Origin of the sequence: Rhizobium sp. AB2/73, from assembly GCF_020871915.1 — a bacterium.
Classification (GTDB): Bacteria; Pseudomonadota; Alphaproteobacteria; order Rhizobiales; family Rhizobiaceae; genus Rhizobium; species Rhizobium dioscoreae.
In genome coordinates this window covers 84,324-103,666 of record NZ_CP067071.1, presented here as the reverse complement: position 1 = coordinate 103,666, position 19,343 = coordinate 84,324, and the positions used below count along the sequence as shown (strand labels likewise).

The window sequence follows — 19,343 nt, the reverse complement described above, 5'->3', positions numbered from 1 at the left end:
CGACCCTCCCCTCGAGGGGAGGGTTTTGCTGGCTGAACGCTCTATCCGAATATGTCGTGAAAGTACCCCCCTCTGTCAGCTTCGCTGACATCTCCCCCACAAGGGGGGAGATCATTGGGAGTTTGCCGCGCGCTCCGCAAATAAAGCAAGCGCAGTCGGTTCGATATCAGCTTGAGGTGATGAAGCGCCGCGAATTACCGATCTCCCCCCTTGTGGGGGAGATGTCACGACAGTGACAGAGGGGGGTGCAGCACTCTCCCCGCTTCCGAAAGCCGATAAACGATTACAGCCCGATCTCATGTGCCCAGGGCGGATTTGCACCCGCACGCGATACCGTCACCGCCGCAGCCTTGGCGCCCAGAGCCAGCGCATCTTGCAACGCCTTCTCGTTCAGTGATGCCACCTGCGCCTTGGTCAGCAGGTTGTTCATCTTCAACGATGCCAGAATGCCGGCATCGAAGGTATCGCCCGCGCCGACCGTATCAACCACGGTGACGCGCTCGCTCGGCACCGAGACCTTCAGCGACTTGGTGTAGCCGGTTGCGCCTTCCGCACCCTTGGTGATGACGACGAGCTTGGCGCCCTGGTTCAGCCAATGGGCGGCCAGCTCATCGTGATCGCCAGATATGCCGAACCATTCCAGATCCTCATCGGAGAATTTGAGAATGTCGGACATGGCCGCCATTCTGCCGATGCGGCCCATATGAGCTGCCTTGTCCTTGATGAAGCCCGGGCGAATGTTCGGATCTAGCGAGATGACGCGGCTCTGGTGCTCGCGCTTCATCAGCGCCTCGTAGGTCGCGCCGCAGGGATCGGGGATGAGGCTGATCGCACCGAAATGCAGAGCTTCGCAATCATTACCGAGCGTCGGGAGATCGGCTTCAGTGATCATGCGGCCGGCCGTGCCTTCATCGTAGAAGGCATAGGTCGCCTGACCATTGACGAGCTTGACGAAGGCAATCGTGCTCGGACGGGGCGTGATAGCGCAATAGCTGAAATCAACCTTGGAGGCCGACAGCGTATCGCGCAGGATTTCGCCCATCATGTCATCGGCAATGCCGGTGAAGAAGCCCGTGGGAATGCCAAGGCGACCAAGCGCGATCGCAGTGTTGAAGATCGCGCCGCCGGCATAGGGGGCAAAGCCCTTCTCACCCAGCGTCGTATCCCGCGGCAGCATGTCGATCAAAGCTTCGCCACAGCATAATATCATTCCGGCCTCCCAAAGAGCGCGTCTGTCTTATCCAGTTACATAAATCGATTAGATAGATTCAATGCAAAAGCAAAGCCTCAGTTTGTCGGCAGCTCCGAAATGCCGCCATTCCAGCCGGACCAGGCGAGTGGCGCATTGAGGAAGGCCTCGACTTCTTCCAGCGTCTTGTCGTCGAACAGCTTCTGCTCCTTGGCGACGGCGAGCACTTCGCGCCAGGTCGTGATGTATTGCAGGCTGACTTTCCGGTTGGCAAAGCGTTCGACCGCCTCGGGGAAGATGCCGTAATAGAACAGCGCCATGCCATGATCGACAATGCCGCCGGCTGCGCGGATCGCGTCGACAAATGTGAACATGCTGCCGCCAGCCGTCGTCAGATCCTCGATGACGAGCACGCGCGCGCCGTCCTTCATGTCGCCTTCGATCTGTGCATTGCGGCCATGGCCCTTCGGCTGCTTGCGCACATAGATCATCGGCAGGTTCAGGCGCTCGGCGAGGAAGGCGGCAAAGGGGATGCCCGCTGTCTCGCCGCCGGCGACGCAATCGAACTGCTCGAAGCCGACATTACGAACGATGAGGCTTGCGGCGAAGTCCATGACCGTCGAGCGGATGCGCGGATAGGAAATCAGCTTGCGGCAATCGATATAGACCGGGCTCGCCATGCCGGACGCGAATTTGTAGGGCTTGTCGGCGTTGAAGTGGACCGCCTTGATTTCCCAAAGCATCCTGGCCATCAGCTCGGCCATGACAGTGCGATCGGTGAATATCATCTGGGTCATGCAGGGGCCTCCTTCGCGAGCGCTAATGTTCCAGCGGCAATAGCAGCAAGCGGCCCGAGTTTCCAGACGTATGAAAGCTTTTGCCAATATCCTCTCGGCTGCCGCCCGCAGGACGAGCGGAAGCAATCAGCGCAGTACACCAAGATCGGCAGGAAGCATGGCCTTGAACAGCTCGATGACCTTATCGCCCTCTTCTCTTTCGATCGAAATCGCATAGCGCACCGCGGCCGCGATGAGTTGCATGGTCAATCGGGCCGTTCTTGCAAGTTCGGAATCGACGCGCTCCGGCCATAGGCGTTTTAGGACGGTCAGAAACGCCTGCGAATGCCATTCCATGTCTTCAGCATCGGCCTGCTGCAGCAGCTTGTCGGCCTGAGTGGCATGCCAGATGTCGCGCATGACCGGCTCATCAAGAAACATGGCGTAGTAGCCATCGACAATGCGGCCAAGGGCGGACTGGAGCTGATCGCGGCTCTTGATCGTCGCCAACTCATCCTCGACGCATTGCCTGCCCTGCTCGTTGAAGCGCTCGGCCAGCACGCGGATGATCGCGGTCTTGTCGGGAAAATATTGATAGAGCGAGCCAAAGGAGACGCCCGCTTTTTCGACGATCTCGCCCATGCGCAGCGCATCGCTGCCGTTTTTCGCAATCAGCTCGGATGCTACCGAAAGGATGAGGTCGACGCGTTCGCGGCCACGCTGCTGGCTGGGTATGCGTCGCGGTGTGCCCGCCTCATCCTTGCTGCGCCTGCGTCTCGCGATCGGTTCCTGCGCCATACCATCCCCTGCCTGTGCCCTGTTGACAAGCAATATAAGAGAGTTTATCACATTTCGCAAATAAGAGAATTTATCACATTTTGCGCCGGAGGAGCTTGAAATGCAGATCTCGACAATTGCCATCATCGGTGGATTGGGAAAAACCGGCGGTCGGGTCGCCGAGCGGCTGAAGGAGCGTGGCATCACGGCTCGCGCGGCCTCCCGCTCAACGACACCACGCTTCGATTGGCAGGACCGCAGCACATGGCGATCCGCGTCACCGCAATCAAACCTACGAACTGACGGGACCCCGCGCTTTAACCTTCCGCCAGGCGGTTTCCGAAATCGGGACGGCTTCGAACAGGCTCATCGAATACGAAACTGTTCCGATCGACGCCTTCATCGCCGAGATGACCGCCTCCGGCCTGCCGCGAGAGACGACGGACCTTCTGCATGAGCTTTTCACGCAGGTTCTTGATGGCCGCAATTCGCCTGTCATGGCCGGCATAAACCAGATCCTTGGCCGACAGCCTAAAGATCTTTCCAACCACGCCCGTGAAACCGCCGCAACCGGCATCTGGAGTGTCCAGTCATGACCTTTCCGATCACGAATATCGCCCTCGTCATCGCAGCACTCTGCAGCGGGCTTCTCGCCGGCGTCTACTTCGCTTTTTCGACGTTCGTTATGCAGTCCCTCGCCCGCCTTCCGGTCGATCAAGGAATTGCCGCCATGCAATCGATCAACGTTACGATCGTGCGCTCGCCCTTCATCGTGCTTTTTCTGCTCACAGCGGCGCTTTCGGTGTTCATCGCCGTCATGGCCATCATCCATTGGCGGGGCGGCGTCAGCGTAATGATGCTGACTGGCGCCGCGCTCTATATCGTCGCGAGCTTTCTTTCGACCATGGTGTTCAACGTGCCGCTGAACGACGCGCTCGACAAGATCGACGGCCATTCAGCCGAGGCGGTACAATTTTGGTCGACCTATCTCAGCGACTGGATGCGATGGAACCATGTGCGCACGGTCGCCTCGCTGCTCGCCGCATGCGCTTTCGTGAAGGCCATGTTCTGAAAACCTGGAACGATCGGGTAGCAGGCAAAGCGACCGGCTAGACAGCCCGCAGATAGGCCGCGACCTCCACACGGTTGCGACCGTTTCGCTTTGCTTCGTAAAGCGCCTTATCGGCGGCGCGTAACACATCGTCGAAGCCGAGCCCTTTGGCGGTACCGGTCGCGATACCGGCACTGACGGTGCAGGCGAAAGATTTGTCTTCGATGCTGATTGCTCGCGCTGCAAAGGCATCGCGCACCCGCTCGGCGACCTGCTCGGCCCGGCCCGGCAGCATATTATCGAGCACGAGCGCGAACTCCTCGCCGCCGAGGCGGGCCACAGTGTCGGACGACCGCAGGCCGAAGGAGAGCTCCTCCGCGAAAAGCTTAAGCACAAGATCGCCGGCAGCATGGCCATGCTGATCGTTGATCGTCTTAAAGCGGTCTATGTCGAAAATGATGACAGCCATCGAGGGACCGAAGGACCGGCGGCCGTAGAGATCGAACAGCGCGCGGCGATTGAGCAGCCCGGTCAGGGCATCGGTGATCGCCTCCTGACGATGAAATGCTGCTTGGCGCCACTGGTGCAAAGCGAGGGACAGAGCCCCGATCCCGGTCATTCCGGCGATGCAGACGGCGAGGCTGACATCCTCCGCCCAATTATCCGGCGCATGACCGAGCACGAGCTTACCATCGGTGATCAGCACGGCCGCGCATAAGACAAAGGAAATAGCCGTCAGCGTGTAAAGCGCCGTAATGCCGTAAAGCGGCGTCGGCGCCTCGCGCCGGCTGAGCCAATATTCGCGTGCCGTGAGGAGCAGCAGCACGCAGATGACAAGATTATCAGCGATGAAAGCCAGACCGTCGTAACCGACAAGCATCGGTCCGATCGATACTGTCATGCCAGACAAGCAACCAAGGGCAAAGCGGATCTTGGAAAGGCGACCCGTGCGAAACTGATAACCTGCCACCCATATCGTCGCGAAGCCGAGGAAGAATAAGACGAACGTCGAAATGGCGAAAATCGGCCTGGGATGGTCAACATAGGCGCCATAGGTGAAGATGCCACCGACGATAGGCACAAGACCGGCAGAACACGTCAGGAGGAAGGTATCGGGCCGACGCGAAAACCAGCTTCCGACCAACGTGACCGCCAGGCATGAGGCGGAAACGCCGAGGGCCAGAAGAAGCGAGTTGTAATCGACCAGCATCATGCTCTTTCAACGGTTGGGTTTCTACCGCAGGGGATTGCTGCCACGCTAGGCCGTCAGGGGTATCAAATTAGTTACGGCAAATAATAAAGAAAATGTATTTCAACAAAATATACGTTTCAAATCCCGGCATACACCAATGGAGTGTCGCAATACGTCTTATATATTTATATTTACTTATGTAGATTAATCTGAAATTAAATCTCGACGTCCCAGTGCAAAGGGAACATCGGGTCGAAGACGGTGACCGGACCGGCACCGGTTTCGATCTTTGCCGGGAAGGTTACAGCCTCGGGCCGGCGCACGAGGGTAATACTGTCCTCGTTGACCGGCAGGCCGTACCAGGCTGGGCCGTTCAGCGAAGCAAAGGCTTCGAGCCTGTCCAGCGCGCCTTCCTGCTCGAAGACATGGGCAAGACAGCTCATGGTGTTGATCGATGTATAAATGCCGGCGCAGCCACAGGCGCATTCCTTCAGCGGATCGACATGCGGAGCCGAATCCGTGCCGAGGAAGAATCTCGTATCGCCGCTGGTTGCGGCCGCACGCAGCGCCAGGCGATGGCTTTCGCGCTTGGCGACCGGCAGGCAATAATAATGCGGGCGGATGCCGCCGACGAGGATGGCGTTGCGGTTGATGATCAGGTGATGCGTCGTGATCGAGCCGGCGAGGTTGGCCTTTGCCGATTTAATGTAGTTGATGCCATCTGACGTGGTCACATGCTCCATCGTGACCTTCAGTTCCGGCAAGCGCTGGCGCAAGGGATCGAGCACGGTTTCGATGAACACGGCCTCGCGATCGAAAATATCCACCTCCGGCGTCGTGACCTCGCCATGAACGCAGAGCGGCAGACCGATCTTCGCCATGCGCTCCAGCACCGGCATTGCCTTGTTCAGATCGCGCACGCCGCCATGCGAGTTGGTCGTCGCGCCGGCAGGATAGAGTTTGACGGCGGTGATAAGGCCGCTCTTCTTACCCTCTTCGACGTCGTCGGGGCTGGTCTGCTCGGTGAGGTAGAGCGTCATCAATGGCTGGAAGCGATCGCCCGGTGGCAATGCCTTCAGAATACGCTCGCGATAGGCAGTCGCATCCGCCGTGGTCACGACCGGTGGCACGAGATTGGGCATGATGATGGCGCGGGCGAAATGCCTGGACGTATCAGCGATTACGCCTTCCAGCATGGCTCCATCCCGCAAATGCAGATGCCAATCGTCAGGACGGCGGATGGTGAGCTTTTGCATGGGCGCGACCTCTGGAAATGTGAGCGCGATCTCGTCAGGAAAACCTTCGGGATCGTGCTCTTTGATATCGCGCTTCGATAGCACCATACGCCCCAGCAAAACAATCCGCGACGGCGCTTAAATGATAGATGGTCAGTCAATCCTGCACGATGTCGATGGTAACGTCGGCCGGGCGGCGGTTCTCCAGAATCAGCCGGCCATTTGGCAGGTCGTTGCCATAGACCTTGGCATGAGCGGCCTCCTCATCGAGCTTGTAGCCCCGCCAGCGTGCCCATAGCCGCTCTTCCAGCACTTCCATCGGTGGGGCGAGCATGATCGAATAATCGAACATGCCTTCCAGCTCAGCCCATTTTCCCTGGTTCAACAGCAGATAATTTCCCTCGATGACGATGAAGCGATGATCGGCCGAGACGATGCGGGCAGAGGCGATCGCAATCTCCCGTGAACGGTCGAAGACCGGCACGAGGACCTCCTGATCGGCGGCACGCACGGCCTTGACGATATCGAGGAAGGCGCGCACGTCGAAACTGTCAGGCACGCCTTTCCGCTTCAAAAGTCCCTTCTCGATCAGGACAGCATTGTCCATATGAAAGCCGTCCATCGGCAGGACTTCGGCGCTTTCACCCCTCGCCTTCAGGGCTTTGGCGACCTTGTCGGCCAGGGTGGATTTCCCGGCGCCGGGCGGGCCGGCGATCGCGACCAGAAAGCGTTTCGCGTTGCCGGCGCGCGCGATGATCTCGCCGGCAACATCGTCAAGAGAGACGCTCATGCGGCGACGTTCTCGACCGGCGGAGCCTTGGCGCCGGTCATGAAGGCAACGGCGTCGGACATGGTGTATTCCTTCGGATTGATGACAGTCAGGCGTCGTCCAAGGCGATGGATATGGATACGGTCCGCAACCTCGAAGACATGCGGCATATTGTGCGAGATCAATACGATCGGCAAGCCGCGGGCGCGTACGTCGAGGATGAGTTCGAGAACCTTGCGGCTTTCCTTGACGCCAAGGGCGGCCGTCGGTTCGTCCATGATGACGACCTTGGAGCCGAAGGCGGCGGCACGCGCCACGGCGACACCCTGGCGCTGGCCGCCGGATAGCGTTTCCACCGCCTGGTTGATGTTCTGGATCGTCATCAGACCGAGCTCAGAGAGCTTGTCGCGGGCGCGCTTTTCCATGGCCGGGCGGTCGAGCATCCGGAAAACCGAGCCGAGAATGCCCGGCCTGCGCACTTCGCGGCCGAGGAACATGTTGTCGGCGATCGAGAGCGCCGGCGACAGGGCCAGGTTCTGGTAGACCGTTTCGATGCCGGCCTCCCGCGCCTCCATTGGCGAGCGGAAGTGAACGGGCTTGCCTTCCAGCTTGATCTCGCCCTCATCGGGGGTGACTGCGCCGGAGATCGCCTTGATCAGCGAGGACTTGCCGGCGCCGTTGTCGCCGATCACGGCAAGGATCTCGCCGGGATAGAGGTCGAAATCGGCATTGTCGAGGGCGGTCACGCGGCCATAGCGCTTGACGAGACCGCGGGCAGTGAGGATGGGTTCGACGGTCGTGGTCATGCCGATACCTTTCTGATCCATTGATCGATCGCGACGGCGCCGATGATGAGCACGCCGGTCAGAAGCACCTTCCACTGCGGATCGGCGCCGAGCATGTTGAGGCCCATGGAAACGACACCGACGATCATGGCGCCGAAGAGCGTGCCGAGGATCGAGCCGCGGCCGCCGAAGAGCGAGATGCCGCCGATCACGGTTGCTGTAATTGCCTGAAGATTGAAATCGGTCACCGCGGAAGACGGCGAGACCGACCCGTTGCGGCCGATGGAGACCCAGGCGGCAAGCGCTGCGATCAGTCCTGAAACACCGTAGACTGCGAGAAGAACCTTCTTGGTCTGGATACCGGCGAGTTTCGCCGCTTCCGGATCGTCGCCGACCGCGTAGACGTGGCGACCCCAGGCCGTGTGATTGAGGACATACCAGAGGCCGATGACCAGACACACCATGGCGATGACGCCGAGGGTGAGCACGGCACCGCCGACGCGGAAACTCGCGGCGAAAAGATGCAGCAGCGGCGCCTTTTCATCGACATCGGTGTCGCGGATGGTTTCATTGGCCGAATAGATGAAATTCGTCGCCATGACGATATTCCACGTGCCGAGCGTCACGATGAACGGCGGCAACTTCATATTGGCGACAAGGAAGCCGTTGAGCAGCCCGCAGATGCCGCCCACGGCGAGGCCGGCGACGATAGCGACAGGTGTCGGCAAGCCGTATGTTACGGCGACGTTACCCATGACAACCGAGGAGATGACCATGATGACGCCGATCGAGAGATCGATGCCGGCGGTCAGGATGACCAACGTCTGGGCAGCGCCGAGAATGCCGACGATGGCGATCTGCTGCAGGATGAGCGTCAGCGTATAGGCGGAGAAGAACTTCCCGCCTATCGTGATACCGAAAATCACGATCGCCAGCACCAAGACGATCAGCGGCACCGCCGCCGGCGTCGAATGCAGAAAGTGCTGCACGCGCTTCAAAAGAGAGACATCGTTGTGCTCGAACGAAGCGACGTTCTTGTCGCTGCCGTCGAGAACACGTTCAAATTCCTGTGCTCCGGACATAATTATTCCTCCGCCACCGCGCACATGCGCGGAAACCGCCGGCTGTTAGGGGCCAGCCAGGATCTAAGCCCGACCGACGTGACTATTGCGATTGTCTTCTCCCTGTCAAAGAGCCGCGCCAGCAGGCGCATGACGCGGCTCCGAAGGGACTATATCACATTCGTGAGGGGCTTAGCCCCAGCACTTGTTGAGACCTTCCTTGGTGTCAATGGACTTCAGACCGGAGACCGGCTTGTCCGTCACCAGGGAAACGCCGGTGTCGAAGAAGGTCTTGCCTTCGGTCGGCTTCGGCTTCTCACCCGAGTCGGCGAACTTCTTGATCGCCTCGACGCCGAGGGCCGCCATCATCAGCGGATACTGTTGGGCGGTTGCGCCGATCACGCCATCCTTGACTGACTTGACGCCGGGGCAACCGCCGTCGATCGACACGATCAGCACCTGCTTTTCGAGGCCGACGGCCTTCAAGGCCTGATAGGCGCCGGTTGCAGCCGGCTCGTTGATCGTGTGGATGACGTTGATGCTGGAATCTTTCTGCAGAAGGTTTTCCATGGCCTTGCGGCCGCCCTCTTCGTTACCGTTGGTGACGTCGTGGCCGACGATGCGCGGATCGGTTTCGTCACCGATCTTGTTCGGATCCTTCGGGTCGATGCCGAAGCCGATCATGAAGCCCTGATCGCGCAGAACGTCGACCGACGGCTGCGACGGCGTCAGATCGAGGAAGCCGATCTTGGCGTCCTTGGCCTTGTCGCCGAGGGTTTCCTTGGCCCATTGGCCAACGAGTTTGCCGGCGAGCAGATTGTCTGTCGCAAAGGTGGCGTCGGCCGCATCGGCGGGCTCAAGCGGCGTGTCGAGCGCGATGACCAGCAGGCCGGCATCGCGTGCCTTCTTGACCGAGGGAACGATGCCCTTGGTGTCGGACGCGGTGATCAGGATGCCCTTCGCGCCATCGGCGATGCAGCTCTCGATCGCCGCAACCTGGCTTTCGCTATCGCCATCGATCTTGCCGGCGTAGGACTTCAGCGTCACACCCAGTTCCTTGGCCTTGGCGGTCGCGCCTTCCTTCATCTTGACGAAGAAGGGATTGGTATCGGTCTTGGTAATGAGGCAGGCGGATACGCCGGCAGCCTTCGCAGGTGCGGCAAAAGCAACGCCGAGCGCCAGGGCGGCAACGGCTGCGGAAATAACAGATTTCTTCATTCAATCCTCCCGATGTTTAAAAAGCCGGACCTTCCGGCAGCCCCGGGCCTCAACCCGGCCTGAAGACGCGCCATGCCTGTCGGATTTATTTCCAGTGGACCTCCTCCACGGCCATATGCGCATCTCCTACCCCTATATCTGAGCCTAAAGATTTCCAGCTGTCAATAAATAAATCGGATTGAATTATTAATTCGATGTGGCATTCTTGAAAAAAATCAGGCATGGCCATGATGGAAGGAGCAGGCCCATGTCTCTCGTGCAGGACTCGGAGGACACACCCACAACACCGGCGATTCTCGACCCCTCCGGGGGCGCGAACCAGCTTGGCGTACGCGCCCATAATGAACGGCTCGTGCTTTCGCTCGTTCGCCGTCACGGCGCACTCTCGAAGGCCGATATCGCGCGGCGCAGCGGGCTTTCGGCCCAGACAGTTTCCGTCATCATGCGCGCGCTGGAGAAGGACGGGCTGCTATCTCGCGATGCTCCGGTGCGCGGCCGTGTCGGCCAGCCGTCCATTCCCATGCGGCTCAACCCGGATGCGGTGCTTTCCTTCGGCGTTAAGATCGGCCGGCGCAGCGCCGACCTCGTGCTGATGGATTTTGTCGGCGGCATCAGGATGCAGCTGCATCAGACCTACCCATATCCGCTGCCGCATGACATTATCGCCTTCGTCACGGCCGGTATCAAGGAATTGGAGGGACGCCTCCATGACGACCAGCGCCGCAAAATTGCCGGAATGGGCGTCGCGGCCCCTTTCGAGCTCTGGAATTGGGCCGAGCAGGTAGGCGCCCCGCCCGGTGCGATGGATGCGTGGCGCGGCTTCGATCTGAGAACCGAAATCGCCTCGCGCGTCGCTTATCCTGTCTTCATGCAGAATGACGCCACCAGCGCCTGCGGTGCCGAGCTGGTCTTCGGTGTCGGCCCGCATTATCCTGATTTCGTCTATTTCTTCATCGGCTCCTTCATCGGCGGCGGCATCGTTCTCAATTCATCCGTCTTCGTTGGCCGGACCGGGACGGCCGGCGCACTTGGCCCCCTGCCCGTGCGCGGCCGCAACGGTGAGAACCGGCAGCTTCTGGAAATCGCTTCGATCTTCGTGCTGGAAAACCTATTGCGGGATCATGGTTTCGACCCACGCCCTCTTTGGTATTCGGCGGATAATTGGATCGATTTCGGCGAGCCGCTGGAGATCTGGATCCAGGATACGGCCAAGGCACTGGCACAGGCGATCGTCGCCTCTGCCTCCGTTCTTGATTTCAGCGCCGCCGTCATCGATGGCGGCTTCCCCGGCTGGGTGCGGGAACGCGTGGTGCGCGCAACCATCAGGGCCGCTGCGGAACTGGATCTTCAGGGTGTCGTCATGCCCGAGATCATCGAGGGCGCCGTGGGGCCGCAGGCCCGCGCCATCGGCGGCGCCAGCCTACCGATCTTCGCGCGCTACCTCATTGACCAAAACGTTCTTTTCAAGGAGATTGAGCATGCTGAAGGGCATTGACCCGCTGTTGAGCCCGGAACTTCTGGCGACGCTACGCGCCATGGGCCACGGCGACGAGATCGCCCTTGTCGACGGCAATTATCCCGGTCTGGAACATGGACGCCGCCTCATCCGCCTCGACGGCCATGGCGTCATTCCCGTGCTCGATGCAGTGCTAAGCGTGCTGCCGATCGACGATTTCGTGCCGCAGGCGATTTTCCGGGCAACCGTCAACCAGGACCGCGATGCCGTCGACCCCGTTCATGCGGAGATGATCGAGTGTTGTGCCCGGCATGTGCCAGATATAAACGTCGTGCCGTTACTGCCGGCGGAATTCTACGAGCGGGTGAAGCAGGCACATGCGCTGATACAGACCAGCGAACCGCGGCTCTACGGGAATATCATTCTGCGCAAGGGTGTGATTTATCCAGCAAAATAGCAGGCCCGCCCCTCATCCGGCCTTCGGCCTCCTTCTCCCCGCATGCGGGGAGAAGGAGATGGGCGCAACCGCAGCCTTCCTTTCCACACTTTACTCAGACGAGGTACAGGACTGGTCCTCTCTCCCCGCGTGCGGGAGAGGGTAGGGTGAGGGGCGAAACTCTCATAGATGGCAGAAGCTGATCATCCGCCTACCCTCAAATATCTCCAGCTGAAGGCCCCCAGACATCCGTCATGGCAAAACCTTCCGCCATCGGGTCGAAGGGATCGAGCGCCACCTGGCTCAAGCCAAAGGTGAAGCCGCGGCCGGTGATCGTCGGGATGATGGCCGGCTTGCCGGCGACTTCGGTCTCCGCCTGCAGTCCCACTTCGAACTCCGAACCGATGATCGAACGGGATTTGAAGACATCGCCGACCTTGGCCTTGCCGCGGGCATGCAGCGTCGCGAGATTGGCGGAATTGCCGGTGCCGCAGGGCGAACGGTCGGCGCGGCCGGGCCACATGGTCGTGCAGGTGCGGATCGCGCCATCGGCGTCGACATCGCGGAACATCACATAGGCAACGCCCGAAATCGCCGGGATTTCCGGATGGACCACGGTCATCGCCCGATTGATCGCTTCCTTGATGACCATGCCGGCCTGCACGAGGGCGGCTGCATTGGCCTTTTCGATCTTCGAGCCGATCTGGTCGACATCGACAAGCGCGTAGAAGATGCCGCCATAGCAGAGGTCGAGCTTGATCCTGCCCCATTGCGGCGTCTCAAGCTCGACATCCAGCTCATGCACAAAGGACGGCACCATGGTCAGGCGCACCTTTTCGCAGCGGCCGTCACGACAGGTCGCAGTCGCGCGGACGAGACCGGCGGCCGTATCGAGCGTGACGACGGTTTCCGGCTCCTTCATCTCGACAATGCCGGATTCGAGCAAGGCGGTGGTCACGCAGATGGAGTTCGAACCCGAGCTTGCATGTGCCTGATCCGGCTGCAGGATGATGAAACCGGCATCGGCTTCCGGGTGCTTGGCGGATAACAACAGGTTCACAGACCCGATCGGCGCACCGCGCGGCTCCAGCACAAGAAAGCGCCGCAGTTCCTGACCCTTCGGATCCGTGTTCAGCCAATGCAGCTGCTCGGCAATGCTGTTGCCGGGGATCTTCGGGACGCCGCCAATGGCAACCTTGCCGATTTCACCTTCGCAGTGGACATCCAGCAGCTGGATCGTGCGCTTCCATCTCATTTCACAGGCTCCCATCGGACGTGTTGCGTCATGTCGCCGCCAACGCGGGCAATCTGGCGGGAAAATCGAACCAACGCCATGCATAGTTCTCTGATATATCAGATCGAGCGGCGTGGCTATGGCGTTTTGCGGCGGCGCTGAAACGCCTCCGCTGAGGGAGATGCCGCGAGAGCGCTATTGCTTCAATGCGTCGCCGACATTGTTGCCGGTCGCCTCGACGCTATCGCCGAGCGAGCCGATGGTATTGTTCGCCGATGCGCCGACGCGACGCCATTGCTCGCCGTAATTCGCCCGCGTCCGAGGATCGAAAATGGCAATCGGAGCGCTGACGGCAGCACCCGCGACACTGCCGACTGTCTGGGCAGCACCCATAGCGACCGCGCCGACGGCATCGCCGATGCCGACGTCGGAATCGGTGATCGTCTGGCCAGCAATCAGCCGCGCGCCGATCAGCTTCACCACTTCCGGGCTTTCGGCGAACTTGCCGTGATTGAGGCCATCGCCGGTCTTGAGCTTGGTGAGATCCAGCACGGTGATCCCCTGTTTTTCCAGCTCGCTGCGATAGGGTTCAGCCGTCGGATCGATCTGGCCGAGGCGATCGATATTGCCGGAGATGCGTCGCGACAGCGAAAGCGCACGGTCATCCCGCGAGACGAACAGCGTGAAATGCGGCTTGTCCTTGCCGAGTGCCGCGAACTGTCTTCCGAAGACATCGACGTCTAGATCCGGTGAAGCGAGGATGACGTTCTTGATCTTCGGCGCGACGCGGCCGTTGCGGATCGCCATCTGCCGCAGCGATTCGACTGCAAGCCAACTGCCCATCGAATGCGCCATGACGGTGATGTCGCCGACAGCCGGATCGGCCGCAACGCGACGCAGTAGCTCTTCCAGGGAGTCGCGGGAATAGTTGGTACTTTCCTTATCGTAGGCATAGTCGAAAATGCTGGCGCGCGACGGCCAGGTGAACACGATCGGCGCGACATCGGCATGCGAATCGTGGACGATCTGCGCGAAGCGGTAGACGGCATCCTCGTAGCGGTTGTTGAAGCCATGTACGAAGATCAGCACACGCTTGTTTTTCGGCAGTTCCGCATGCACCCAGGCACGCCCGTCCGCCTCCGTCGCCAAAGGCTTGACAGCCGTCGTGACGAAACTCTTCAACGGATCGCCTGGCAGACGGCTCGGCCACTGCACCTGGCCGACCTTGCGATTGGCCTCCGGCGGAATGGAGACGCTGACGGCATCCACCTTCAGTCCAGGCCCGCGCTCGCCAGAAAACAGAATGGCCGGGTCCTTGTCCGGCAGGCGTGTCGTCGCGACGAGGAGATCGACCTTGGATGTGCCAGGTACATTTTCACTGATGGGCTGCATGACCCCGATGGGGCGGCCGCATGCAGCCAGCGACAATGTCGCAACAACGGCCATAGTCCGGAAAAACAGCTTTCCCCACCGGTCCGAACCCGCCATGCGCTGCATCATGCAACCCTTCCTTACCGCCGTAACGTCGCGCCACTCTACGCATGCATGTTCACGGTGCAAGTCACTCCAAGGGTTCTTTGGCTCATGACGCAATGCTAATTCGCGGAAGCATTGCAAAGGCGCAACGCCTTTAAGATCCCGGAAAATCACTGAGGAAAATAAAAAAAGAGCCCGATGCGGGAGGAGGATGCATCGGGCTCTTGATCCGGATTGGCAACTGGGAGGAGGAGGAGTGTTGCCAATCATTGAAGGAGCGCTGGGAGGAGGAGTGCGCTGCCTTCGAGGGATTAGATATAACGAGCGGACGGGGATGAACAGACCGGCTTTCGCAATGCAGCAATGCGCTGAGCGCATCTCTTTCTTCTCAGGCGCCGAAAATATCGCATATCGTTGGCGTTCTGGGCGTTTCAGCGCCTATTTTGCAGTCGTTACCGACCCAAATCCCGAGATTCACATGATTGTGATCGGCGTTTCTGCATGGGAAAGCACCCTCGCCGACGCTTGTCCGGTCAGCAACCGCCAACCGGACGAACGAATTTCGGCTTATGCGGCCTTGAAGGCTTTCTTGCCCTCGGCATCGAGCGCCGCAAACTCCTCGTCGGATAGAATGATGTCGACCGCTGCGGTATTTTCTTCGAGGTGTTTGACCTTGCCGGTTCCGGGGATCGGCAGCATCACGGGGCTGCGCTTCAGCACCCATGCAAGAGCGATCTGGCTCGGAGCGGCATTGTGCTTCTTCGCGATGGTATCGAGCAGCGAACCTTCCTTGGCAAGATCGCCGGCGGCCAGCGGGAACCACGGGATGAAGCCGATGCCGTGCTTTTCGCAATAGTCGAGCACGTCTTCGCTGGTGCGATCGACCAGGTTGTAGCGGTTCTGCACCGTGACGACCTTGAAATGCTTCGATGCGGCTTCAATGTCGGCAACGGTCACTTCGCTCAAGCCCGCATGACGGATGATGCCGTCATTTAGCAGCGATTTTACGGCATCGAATTGCTCCGCCGCCGGCACCTTGGAATCGATGCGATGCAGTTGCCAGAGATCGATGCGATCGACGCCGAGGTTGCGCAGGCTCTTGTGCGCCTGCTGGATCAGATATTCGGGACGCCCCACGGGCACCCAGACATTCGGACCGGTTCGGGTGAGCCCGCCCTTGGTCGCGACTACGAGACCGTGGCCATAGGGATGGAGCGCCTCTTTGATCAGACGTTCGGAAACATCCGGACCATAGGAATCGGCCGTATCGATGAAATTGATGCCGAGTTCCGGCAGGCGCCTCAGCGTAAGGACGGCTTCGTCATGATCCTCTGGCTCACCCCATATACCGGAACCGGTAATGCGCATGGCACCGAAACCGAGACGATGGACGGGGAGATCACCGCCGATCTTGAACTGACCGGACTTGGCTGCGTCGAATTCTGACATGGTTATAGTCCCTTTTGCTGATCTGAAATGTAGCTGGCGTTTCCGGCATCCGAGGGAAGCCGAGATTCGAGGGGCAAATCGAGGGTTTCGCGAGGGAGAGATACAGTCGCGACCCAATACTAGATGGGTCTGCATCGCGACATATGCAATGTATCGATACGCGATGCCTCGCGACCGATCAGGGCGATTTCCCTTAGTCTAGCCTGGTGCAGTCATGTAGGCCGTTGCACCTGTTTGCCGAGATCGGCAAGCGTGGCCCAAAGCTCATCGAAGAGGTTACGAGCGAACTGCTCTACGGAAACATCCTGCGGAGATTGCATCCAGCGCTCGCTGCCGATGCGCAGCATCGTCACAACCGCGGCCGCAAGCATGCCAAGACGAAGACGCTCCTCCTGGCTGTCGCTGCCACGGGCAAACAGTGCATCCGCAAGCTTCTTCTCCAGCTTGGCATATTTGAGTTGGTCGCGTGCTTGAAGCGTCGGCGTATTGTGAATCAGGGCAGCCAGAGCAAGGCTCTGCGGATCGGCGATGGCAGCACGAAGGGCAGAATTGACAGCCGCCTCGATGACGTCGACGACCGACGCATCTTCGGGCTGCGCCGCGACCGCGCCGATCAGCTCTCGGGCAAAACCATCCTGCCAGGCGGTGACCACATCTTCTTTGCTGGGGAAATAATCGAAGAAGCTGCGCTTGGAAACATCGGCAGCTTCCGTGATGTCCTCGATGGTGGTGGCCTCGAAGCCACGCTCGAGGAACAGCCGCAAGGCGGCGGATTCGATGCGTTCGCGGGTTTGACGACGCTTGCGTTCGCGCCGGCCTTCCTTCACCGCGCCATCGACATCCGGCTTTTTTGCCATCCGCTACCCCCGGAACTCACTTCGGGCCGCCCCAAATCGGCCTTGCCGGCTCCCTGCGCCTAAGCGCTGATTCCAGCATTCTCTCCGGTGCTACGATATTTGGAGCCGATGATCGAGAGCTCCAGAGGATTTTGCCGGGATATCCTGTAGACGCCGGCCGGCGGAATGTTGCGCACCGTCCCGCCGATGCGCTTTGCAGTAAGCCCAAGGCTTTCAAGGATCGCTTTCTGTACCGGGCAGCGCGGGCCGTAGGTGAACTGATAGAAAGCTCCTCCCGGCTTCATCGTTTCAAAAGCGCCACCGACAATGGCCACGACCTTGGCGGGCGGCATGGACAGCAGCGGCAGACCGCTGATGACAGCGCCGAAAGGCGAGTCATCGAAAAGTCCGCATTGGCCGAGCTGCGCCGCATCCATATGCACCACCCGCGCCGCCGGAAAACGCACCCGCAGGCGGACAGCGAACTCCTCGCCAAACTCGACGAGCGTCAGCGCGCTTTCAGGAATGCCTCGCGCCAGCAGCGCCCGCGTGAATACGCCGGTGCCCGGACCGAGTTCGAGGATCGGACCATCGAACGGCTCGATCTCCTGGGTCATCAGCCTTGCCAGTCTCTCACCGGAGGGCGCCACAGCCGCAACACGCAGGGGATCGCTGACCCAGGAGCGGAAGAACTGCACAAAATCAGCGCATGAGGTCTTTGTCGTCATTCCGCAAATCCAATCTTCGGTCACATAACTTGATGAGGGCCGAACAGCGTGGCAATTCGAAGGCATGCCACGCCATTAGACCGTCGAAAGTCATTGATATGCAAGCATCACCGCATATATATTTTCATTTACTGCAAACTTGCATTTAGTGTAGAATTACCAGATACAATGGGCAATGCCAAAATCTCTTCACAGGAGCTCCGCAATGCCAGACTGGACAATAAAAGATATTCCGCCCCAGACGGGCCGCATCGCAGTCATTACCGGCGCCAACAGCGGCATCGGCTACGAGGCAGCAAAGGCTCTGGCAGGCGCCGGCGCAAAGGTCATCATCGCCTCACGAAACGAGGCCAGGGCCAATGAGGCACTCGCCAGGATCCGTGCGGCGACACCGGGCGCAGACGTGACATTCGAAGCGCTCGATCTTGCCAGCCTCGATTCCGTCGCGCGCACGGCAACCCGCATCGGCGATAGACTGCCGCATATCGATCTGCTCATCAACAATGCCGGTGTCATGGCCATCCCGGACCGGCATGAGACCGAAGATGGTTTCGAAATGCAGATGGGCGCCAATTATATCGGCCATTTCGCCTGGACGATGCGGCTATTGCCAAAGGTTTTTGCTGCGGAAAATCCGCGAGTGGTCACGGTCAGCAGCCTGGCGCATCGCAGCGGCAGGATCAATTTCGACGATCTGCAGTGGCGCAAGGGCTATCGTCCCTGGCCCGCCTATTGCCAATCGAAGCTGGCAACGCTGCTGTTCAGTCTGGAACTCGATCGCATCGCCCGCGCCGAAGGCTGGAAGCTGAAAAGCGTTGCCGCTCATCCCGGCTATGCCGCGACCGGCCTGCAGACCACGGGTCCGCGCATGGGCCGTGATCGGGCCGGCAGCCTCGAAATCGCGACAAAATTGCTGGGGCCGTTTCTATCGCATACGGCAGCAGCCGGCGCCCTCCCGACCCTCTTTGCGGCCACCTCGCCTGCGGCCGAGAGCGGCGCCATGTATGGCCCGAACGGTTTCTATGAGCTCAAAGGCCCGCCGGTGCGTGCCAAGATTGCCGCTCATGCCCGTGATCAGGCGGTCTGGCGTCGGTTGTGGGATGTCTCCGAACAGTTGACCGGTTGAAGGCACCCCTTCCCGCGACGGTCTGAAAAAATCCCCCTCCGCGAAACGGAGGGGGATTTCGATCTATTTCGTATTACGGGCTGACGCACTGGCGGCGCGGACCCTTGCTGGGCTGATAGGTATTGTCCGACGCACGATAGGTCTTGTAGCGGCTTGCACACCAGCGGACATGCGCACTGCCGCGCGGCGGCTGCGAAACGGCTCCGCCAATGATCGCGCCGGCGGTGAAGGCGGCCATCGGATACCACCAGCCATCATGACGCCGATAGCCCGGACGGTGATAGCGATAGCCGCGATGGCCATGCCAATAACCCGGGCGATGATGCGGACGGTGGTGAGGACGATAATGCGGACGGTGCCGCCCGCGATAGTGCCTGTTGTTGTGGCGATATTGAACTTCGGTCAGGCCAGGGGGCTGATTGTCGGTTTGCTGGATGGCCGGCTGGATCAGCGGCTGAATCGGTGCAGCGGCCGCGGGGTCGAAAGACGTTACCGCAAGCAGGGCGCTCAGGGCCGTCACTGTTACGGTTGTCAGGAATCGTTTCACCG

Annotated in this window: 19 protein-coding genes and 1 pseudogene; 5 read left to right on the top strand and 15 right to left on the bottom strand. The window is 60.0% G+C overall.

Annotated elements, in window-relative coordinates; all coding sequences use genetic code 11:
- Nucleotides 1–283: 283 nt before the first annotated feature.
- The 3 genes from I8E17_RS00535 to I8E17_RS00525 form a co-directional block, all read right to left on the bottom strand.
- Nucleotides 284–1,210, bottom strand: a complete 927-nt coding sequence (locus tag I8E17_RS00535; RefSeq protein ID WP_069611215.1) for a carbohydrate kinase — start codon at nucleotides 1,208–1,210, stop codon at nucleotides 284–286.
- 77 nt (nucleotides 1,211–1,287) lie between these two features.
- Nucleotides 1,288–1,986 carry an orotate phosphoribosyltransferase gene (locus I8E17_RS00530; protein ID WP_069611214.1) on the bottom strand — a complete coding sequence of 233 codons (699 nt, stop codon included), beginning with the start codon at nucleotides 1,984–1,986 and terminating at the stop codon, nucleotides 1,288–1,290.
- A gap of 126 nt (nucleotides 1,987–2,112) precedes the next feature.
- Nucleotides 2,113–2,763, bottom strand: a complete 651-nt coding sequence (locus tag I8E17_RS00525) for a TetR/AcrR family transcriptional regulator (protein WP_069611213.1) — start codon at nucleotides 2,761–2,763, stop codon at nucleotides 2,113–2,115.
- 100 nt (nucleotides 2,764–2,863) lie between these two features.
- Here I8E17_RS00525 and I8E17_RS00520 point away from each other — a divergent pair.
- Nucleotides 2,864–3,338: pseudogene (locus tag I8E17_RS00520) on the top strand (hypothetical protein).
- Entirely contained in the window at nucleotides 3,335–3,814 is a 480-nt protein-coding gene (locus I8E17_RS00515) for an anthrone oxygenase family protein (RefSeq protein WP_069611211.1), read from the top strand. The pseudogene I8E17_RS00520 and the gene I8E17_RS00515 overlap by 4 nt, the downstream one beginning before the upstream one ends.
- A gap of 37 nt (nucleotides 3,815–3,851) precedes the next feature.
- Here the strand turns inward: I8E17_RS00515 and I8E17_RS00510 are convergent, their stop codons facing one another.
- From I8E17_RS00510 to I8E17_RS00485, 6 genes are all read right to left on the bottom strand, one after another.
- Nucleotides 3,852–5,003 (bottom strand): GGDEF domain-containing protein, encoded by a 1,152-nt coding sequence (locus I8E17_RS00510; RefSeq protein WP_069611384.1) that lies wholly within the window; start codon nucleotides 5,001–5,003, stop codon nucleotides 3,852–3,854.
- Between the two features lie 197 nt (nucleotides 5,004–5,200).
- Nucleotides 5,201–6,241 carry a dihydroorotase gene (pyrC, locus tag I8E17_RS00505; protein WP_069611383.1) on the bottom strand — a complete coding sequence of 347 codons (1,041 nt, stop codon included), beginning with the start codon at nucleotides 6,239–6,241 and terminating at the stop codon, nucleotides 5,201–5,203.
- A gap of 136 nt (nucleotides 6,242–6,377) precedes the next feature.
- The gene (locus tag I8E17_RS00500; protein WP_069611210.1) at nucleotides 6,378–7,010 is read right to left on the bottom strand and encodes a nucleoside triphosphate hydrolase; all 633 of its coding nucleotides are present in this window, start codon (nucleotides 7,008–7,010) and stop codon (nucleotides 6,378–6,380) included.
- On the bottom strand, nucleotides 7,007–7,816 hold the full coding sequence (locus I8E17_RS00495; RefSeq protein WP_176727980.1) for an ATP-binding cassette domain-containing protein: 810 nt from the start codon (nucleotides 7,814–7,816) through the stop codon (nucleotides 7,007–7,009). The genes I8E17_RS00500 and I8E17_RS00495 overlap by 4 nt, the downstream gene beginning before the upstream one ends.
- On the bottom strand, nucleotides 7,792–8,856 hold the full coding sequence (locus I8E17_RS00490; protein WP_069611209.1) for an ABC transporter permease: 1,065 nt from the start codon (nucleotides 8,854–8,856) through the stop codon (nucleotides 7,792–7,794). Before I8E17_RS00490 ends, I8E17_RS00495 begins: the two co-directional genes overlap by 25 nt.
- Nucleotides 8,857–9,027: 171 nt before the next feature.
- Nucleotides 9,028–10,053, bottom strand: a complete 1,026-nt coding sequence (locus I8E17_RS00485; RefSeq protein WP_069611208.1) for a sugar ABC transporter substrate-binding protein — start codon at nucleotides 10,051–10,053, stop codon at nucleotides 9,028–9,030.
- 247 nt (nucleotides 10,054–10,300) lie between these two features.
- On the opposite strand from I8E17_RS00485, the gene I8E17_RS00480 reads away from it, so the two are divergent.
- The gene (locus tag I8E17_RS00480; protein WP_069611207.1) at nucleotides 10,301–11,548 is read left to right on the top strand and encodes an ROK family transcriptional regulator; all 1,248 of its coding nucleotides are present in this window, start codon (nucleotides 10,301–10,303) and stop codon (nucleotides 11,546–11,548) included.
- Entirely contained in the window at nucleotides 11,532–11,966 is a 435-nt protein-coding gene (locus tag I8E17_RS00475) for an RbsD/FucU family protein (RefSeq protein WP_069611206.1), read from the top strand. The genes I8E17_RS00480 and I8E17_RS00475 overlap by 17 nt, the downstream gene beginning before the upstream one ends.
- A 196-nt stretch (nucleotides 11,967–12,162) precedes the next feature.
- Here the strand turns inward: I8E17_RS00475 and I8E17_RS00470 are convergent, their stop codons facing one another.
- From I8E17_RS00470 to I8E17_RS00450, 5 genes are all read right to left on the bottom strand, one after another.
- On the bottom strand, nucleotides 12,163–13,200 hold the full coding sequence (locus I8E17_RS00470) for a 4-hydroxyproline epimerase (protein ID WP_069611205.1): 1,038 nt from the start codon (nucleotides 13,198–13,200) through the stop codon (nucleotides 12,163–12,165).
- A gap of 174 nt (nucleotides 13,201–13,374) precedes the next feature.
- Nucleotides 13,375–14,679 (bottom strand): alpha/beta hydrolase, encoded by a 1,305-nt coding sequence (locus tag I8E17_RS00465; protein ID WP_113367273.1) that lies wholly within the window; start codon nucleotides 14,677–14,679, stop codon nucleotides 13,375–13,377.
- A 543-nt stretch (nucleotides 14,680–15,222) separates the two neighbouring features.
- Nucleotides 15,223–16,104 carry an aldo/keto reductase gene (locus I8E17_RS00460; RefSeq protein WP_069611204.1) on the bottom strand — a complete coding sequence of 294 codons (882 nt, stop codon included), beginning with the start codon at nucleotides 16,102–16,104 and terminating at the stop codon, nucleotides 15,223–15,225.
- A 212-nt stretch (nucleotides 16,105–16,316) separates the two neighbouring features.
- Nucleotides 16,317–16,961 carry a TetR family transcriptional regulator gene (locus I8E17_RS00455; protein ID WP_069611203.1) on the bottom strand — a complete coding sequence of 215 codons (645 nt, stop codon included), beginning with the start codon at nucleotides 16,959–16,961 and terminating at the stop codon, nucleotides 16,317–16,319.
- Nucleotides 16,962–17,020: 59 nt separating this feature from the next.
- Complete coding sequence (locus I8E17_RS00450) at nucleotides 17,021–17,668, bottom strand: methyltransferase domain-containing protein (RefSeq protein ID WP_069611202.1); 648 nt, start codon at nucleotides 17,666–17,668, stop codon at nucleotides 17,021–17,023.
- 205 nt (nucleotides 17,669–17,873) lie between these two features.
- Here I8E17_RS00450 and I8E17_RS00445 point away from each other — a divergent pair, with 205 nt between their 5' ends.
- Entirely contained in the window at nucleotides 17,874–18,794 is a 921-nt protein-coding gene (locus I8E17_RS00445; RefSeq protein WP_069611201.1) for an oxidoreductase, read from the top strand.
- Between the two features lie 73 nt (nucleotides 18,795–18,867).
- Here the strand turns inward: I8E17_RS00445 and I8E17_RS00440 are convergent, their stop codons facing one another.
- Nucleotides 18,868–19,200 (bottom strand): BA14K family protein, encoded by a 333-nt coding sequence (locus tag I8E17_RS00440; protein WP_229002135.1) that lies wholly within the window; start codon nucleotides 19,198–19,200, stop codon nucleotides 18,868–18,870.
- Nucleotides 19,201–19,343: the final 143 nt, after the last annotated feature.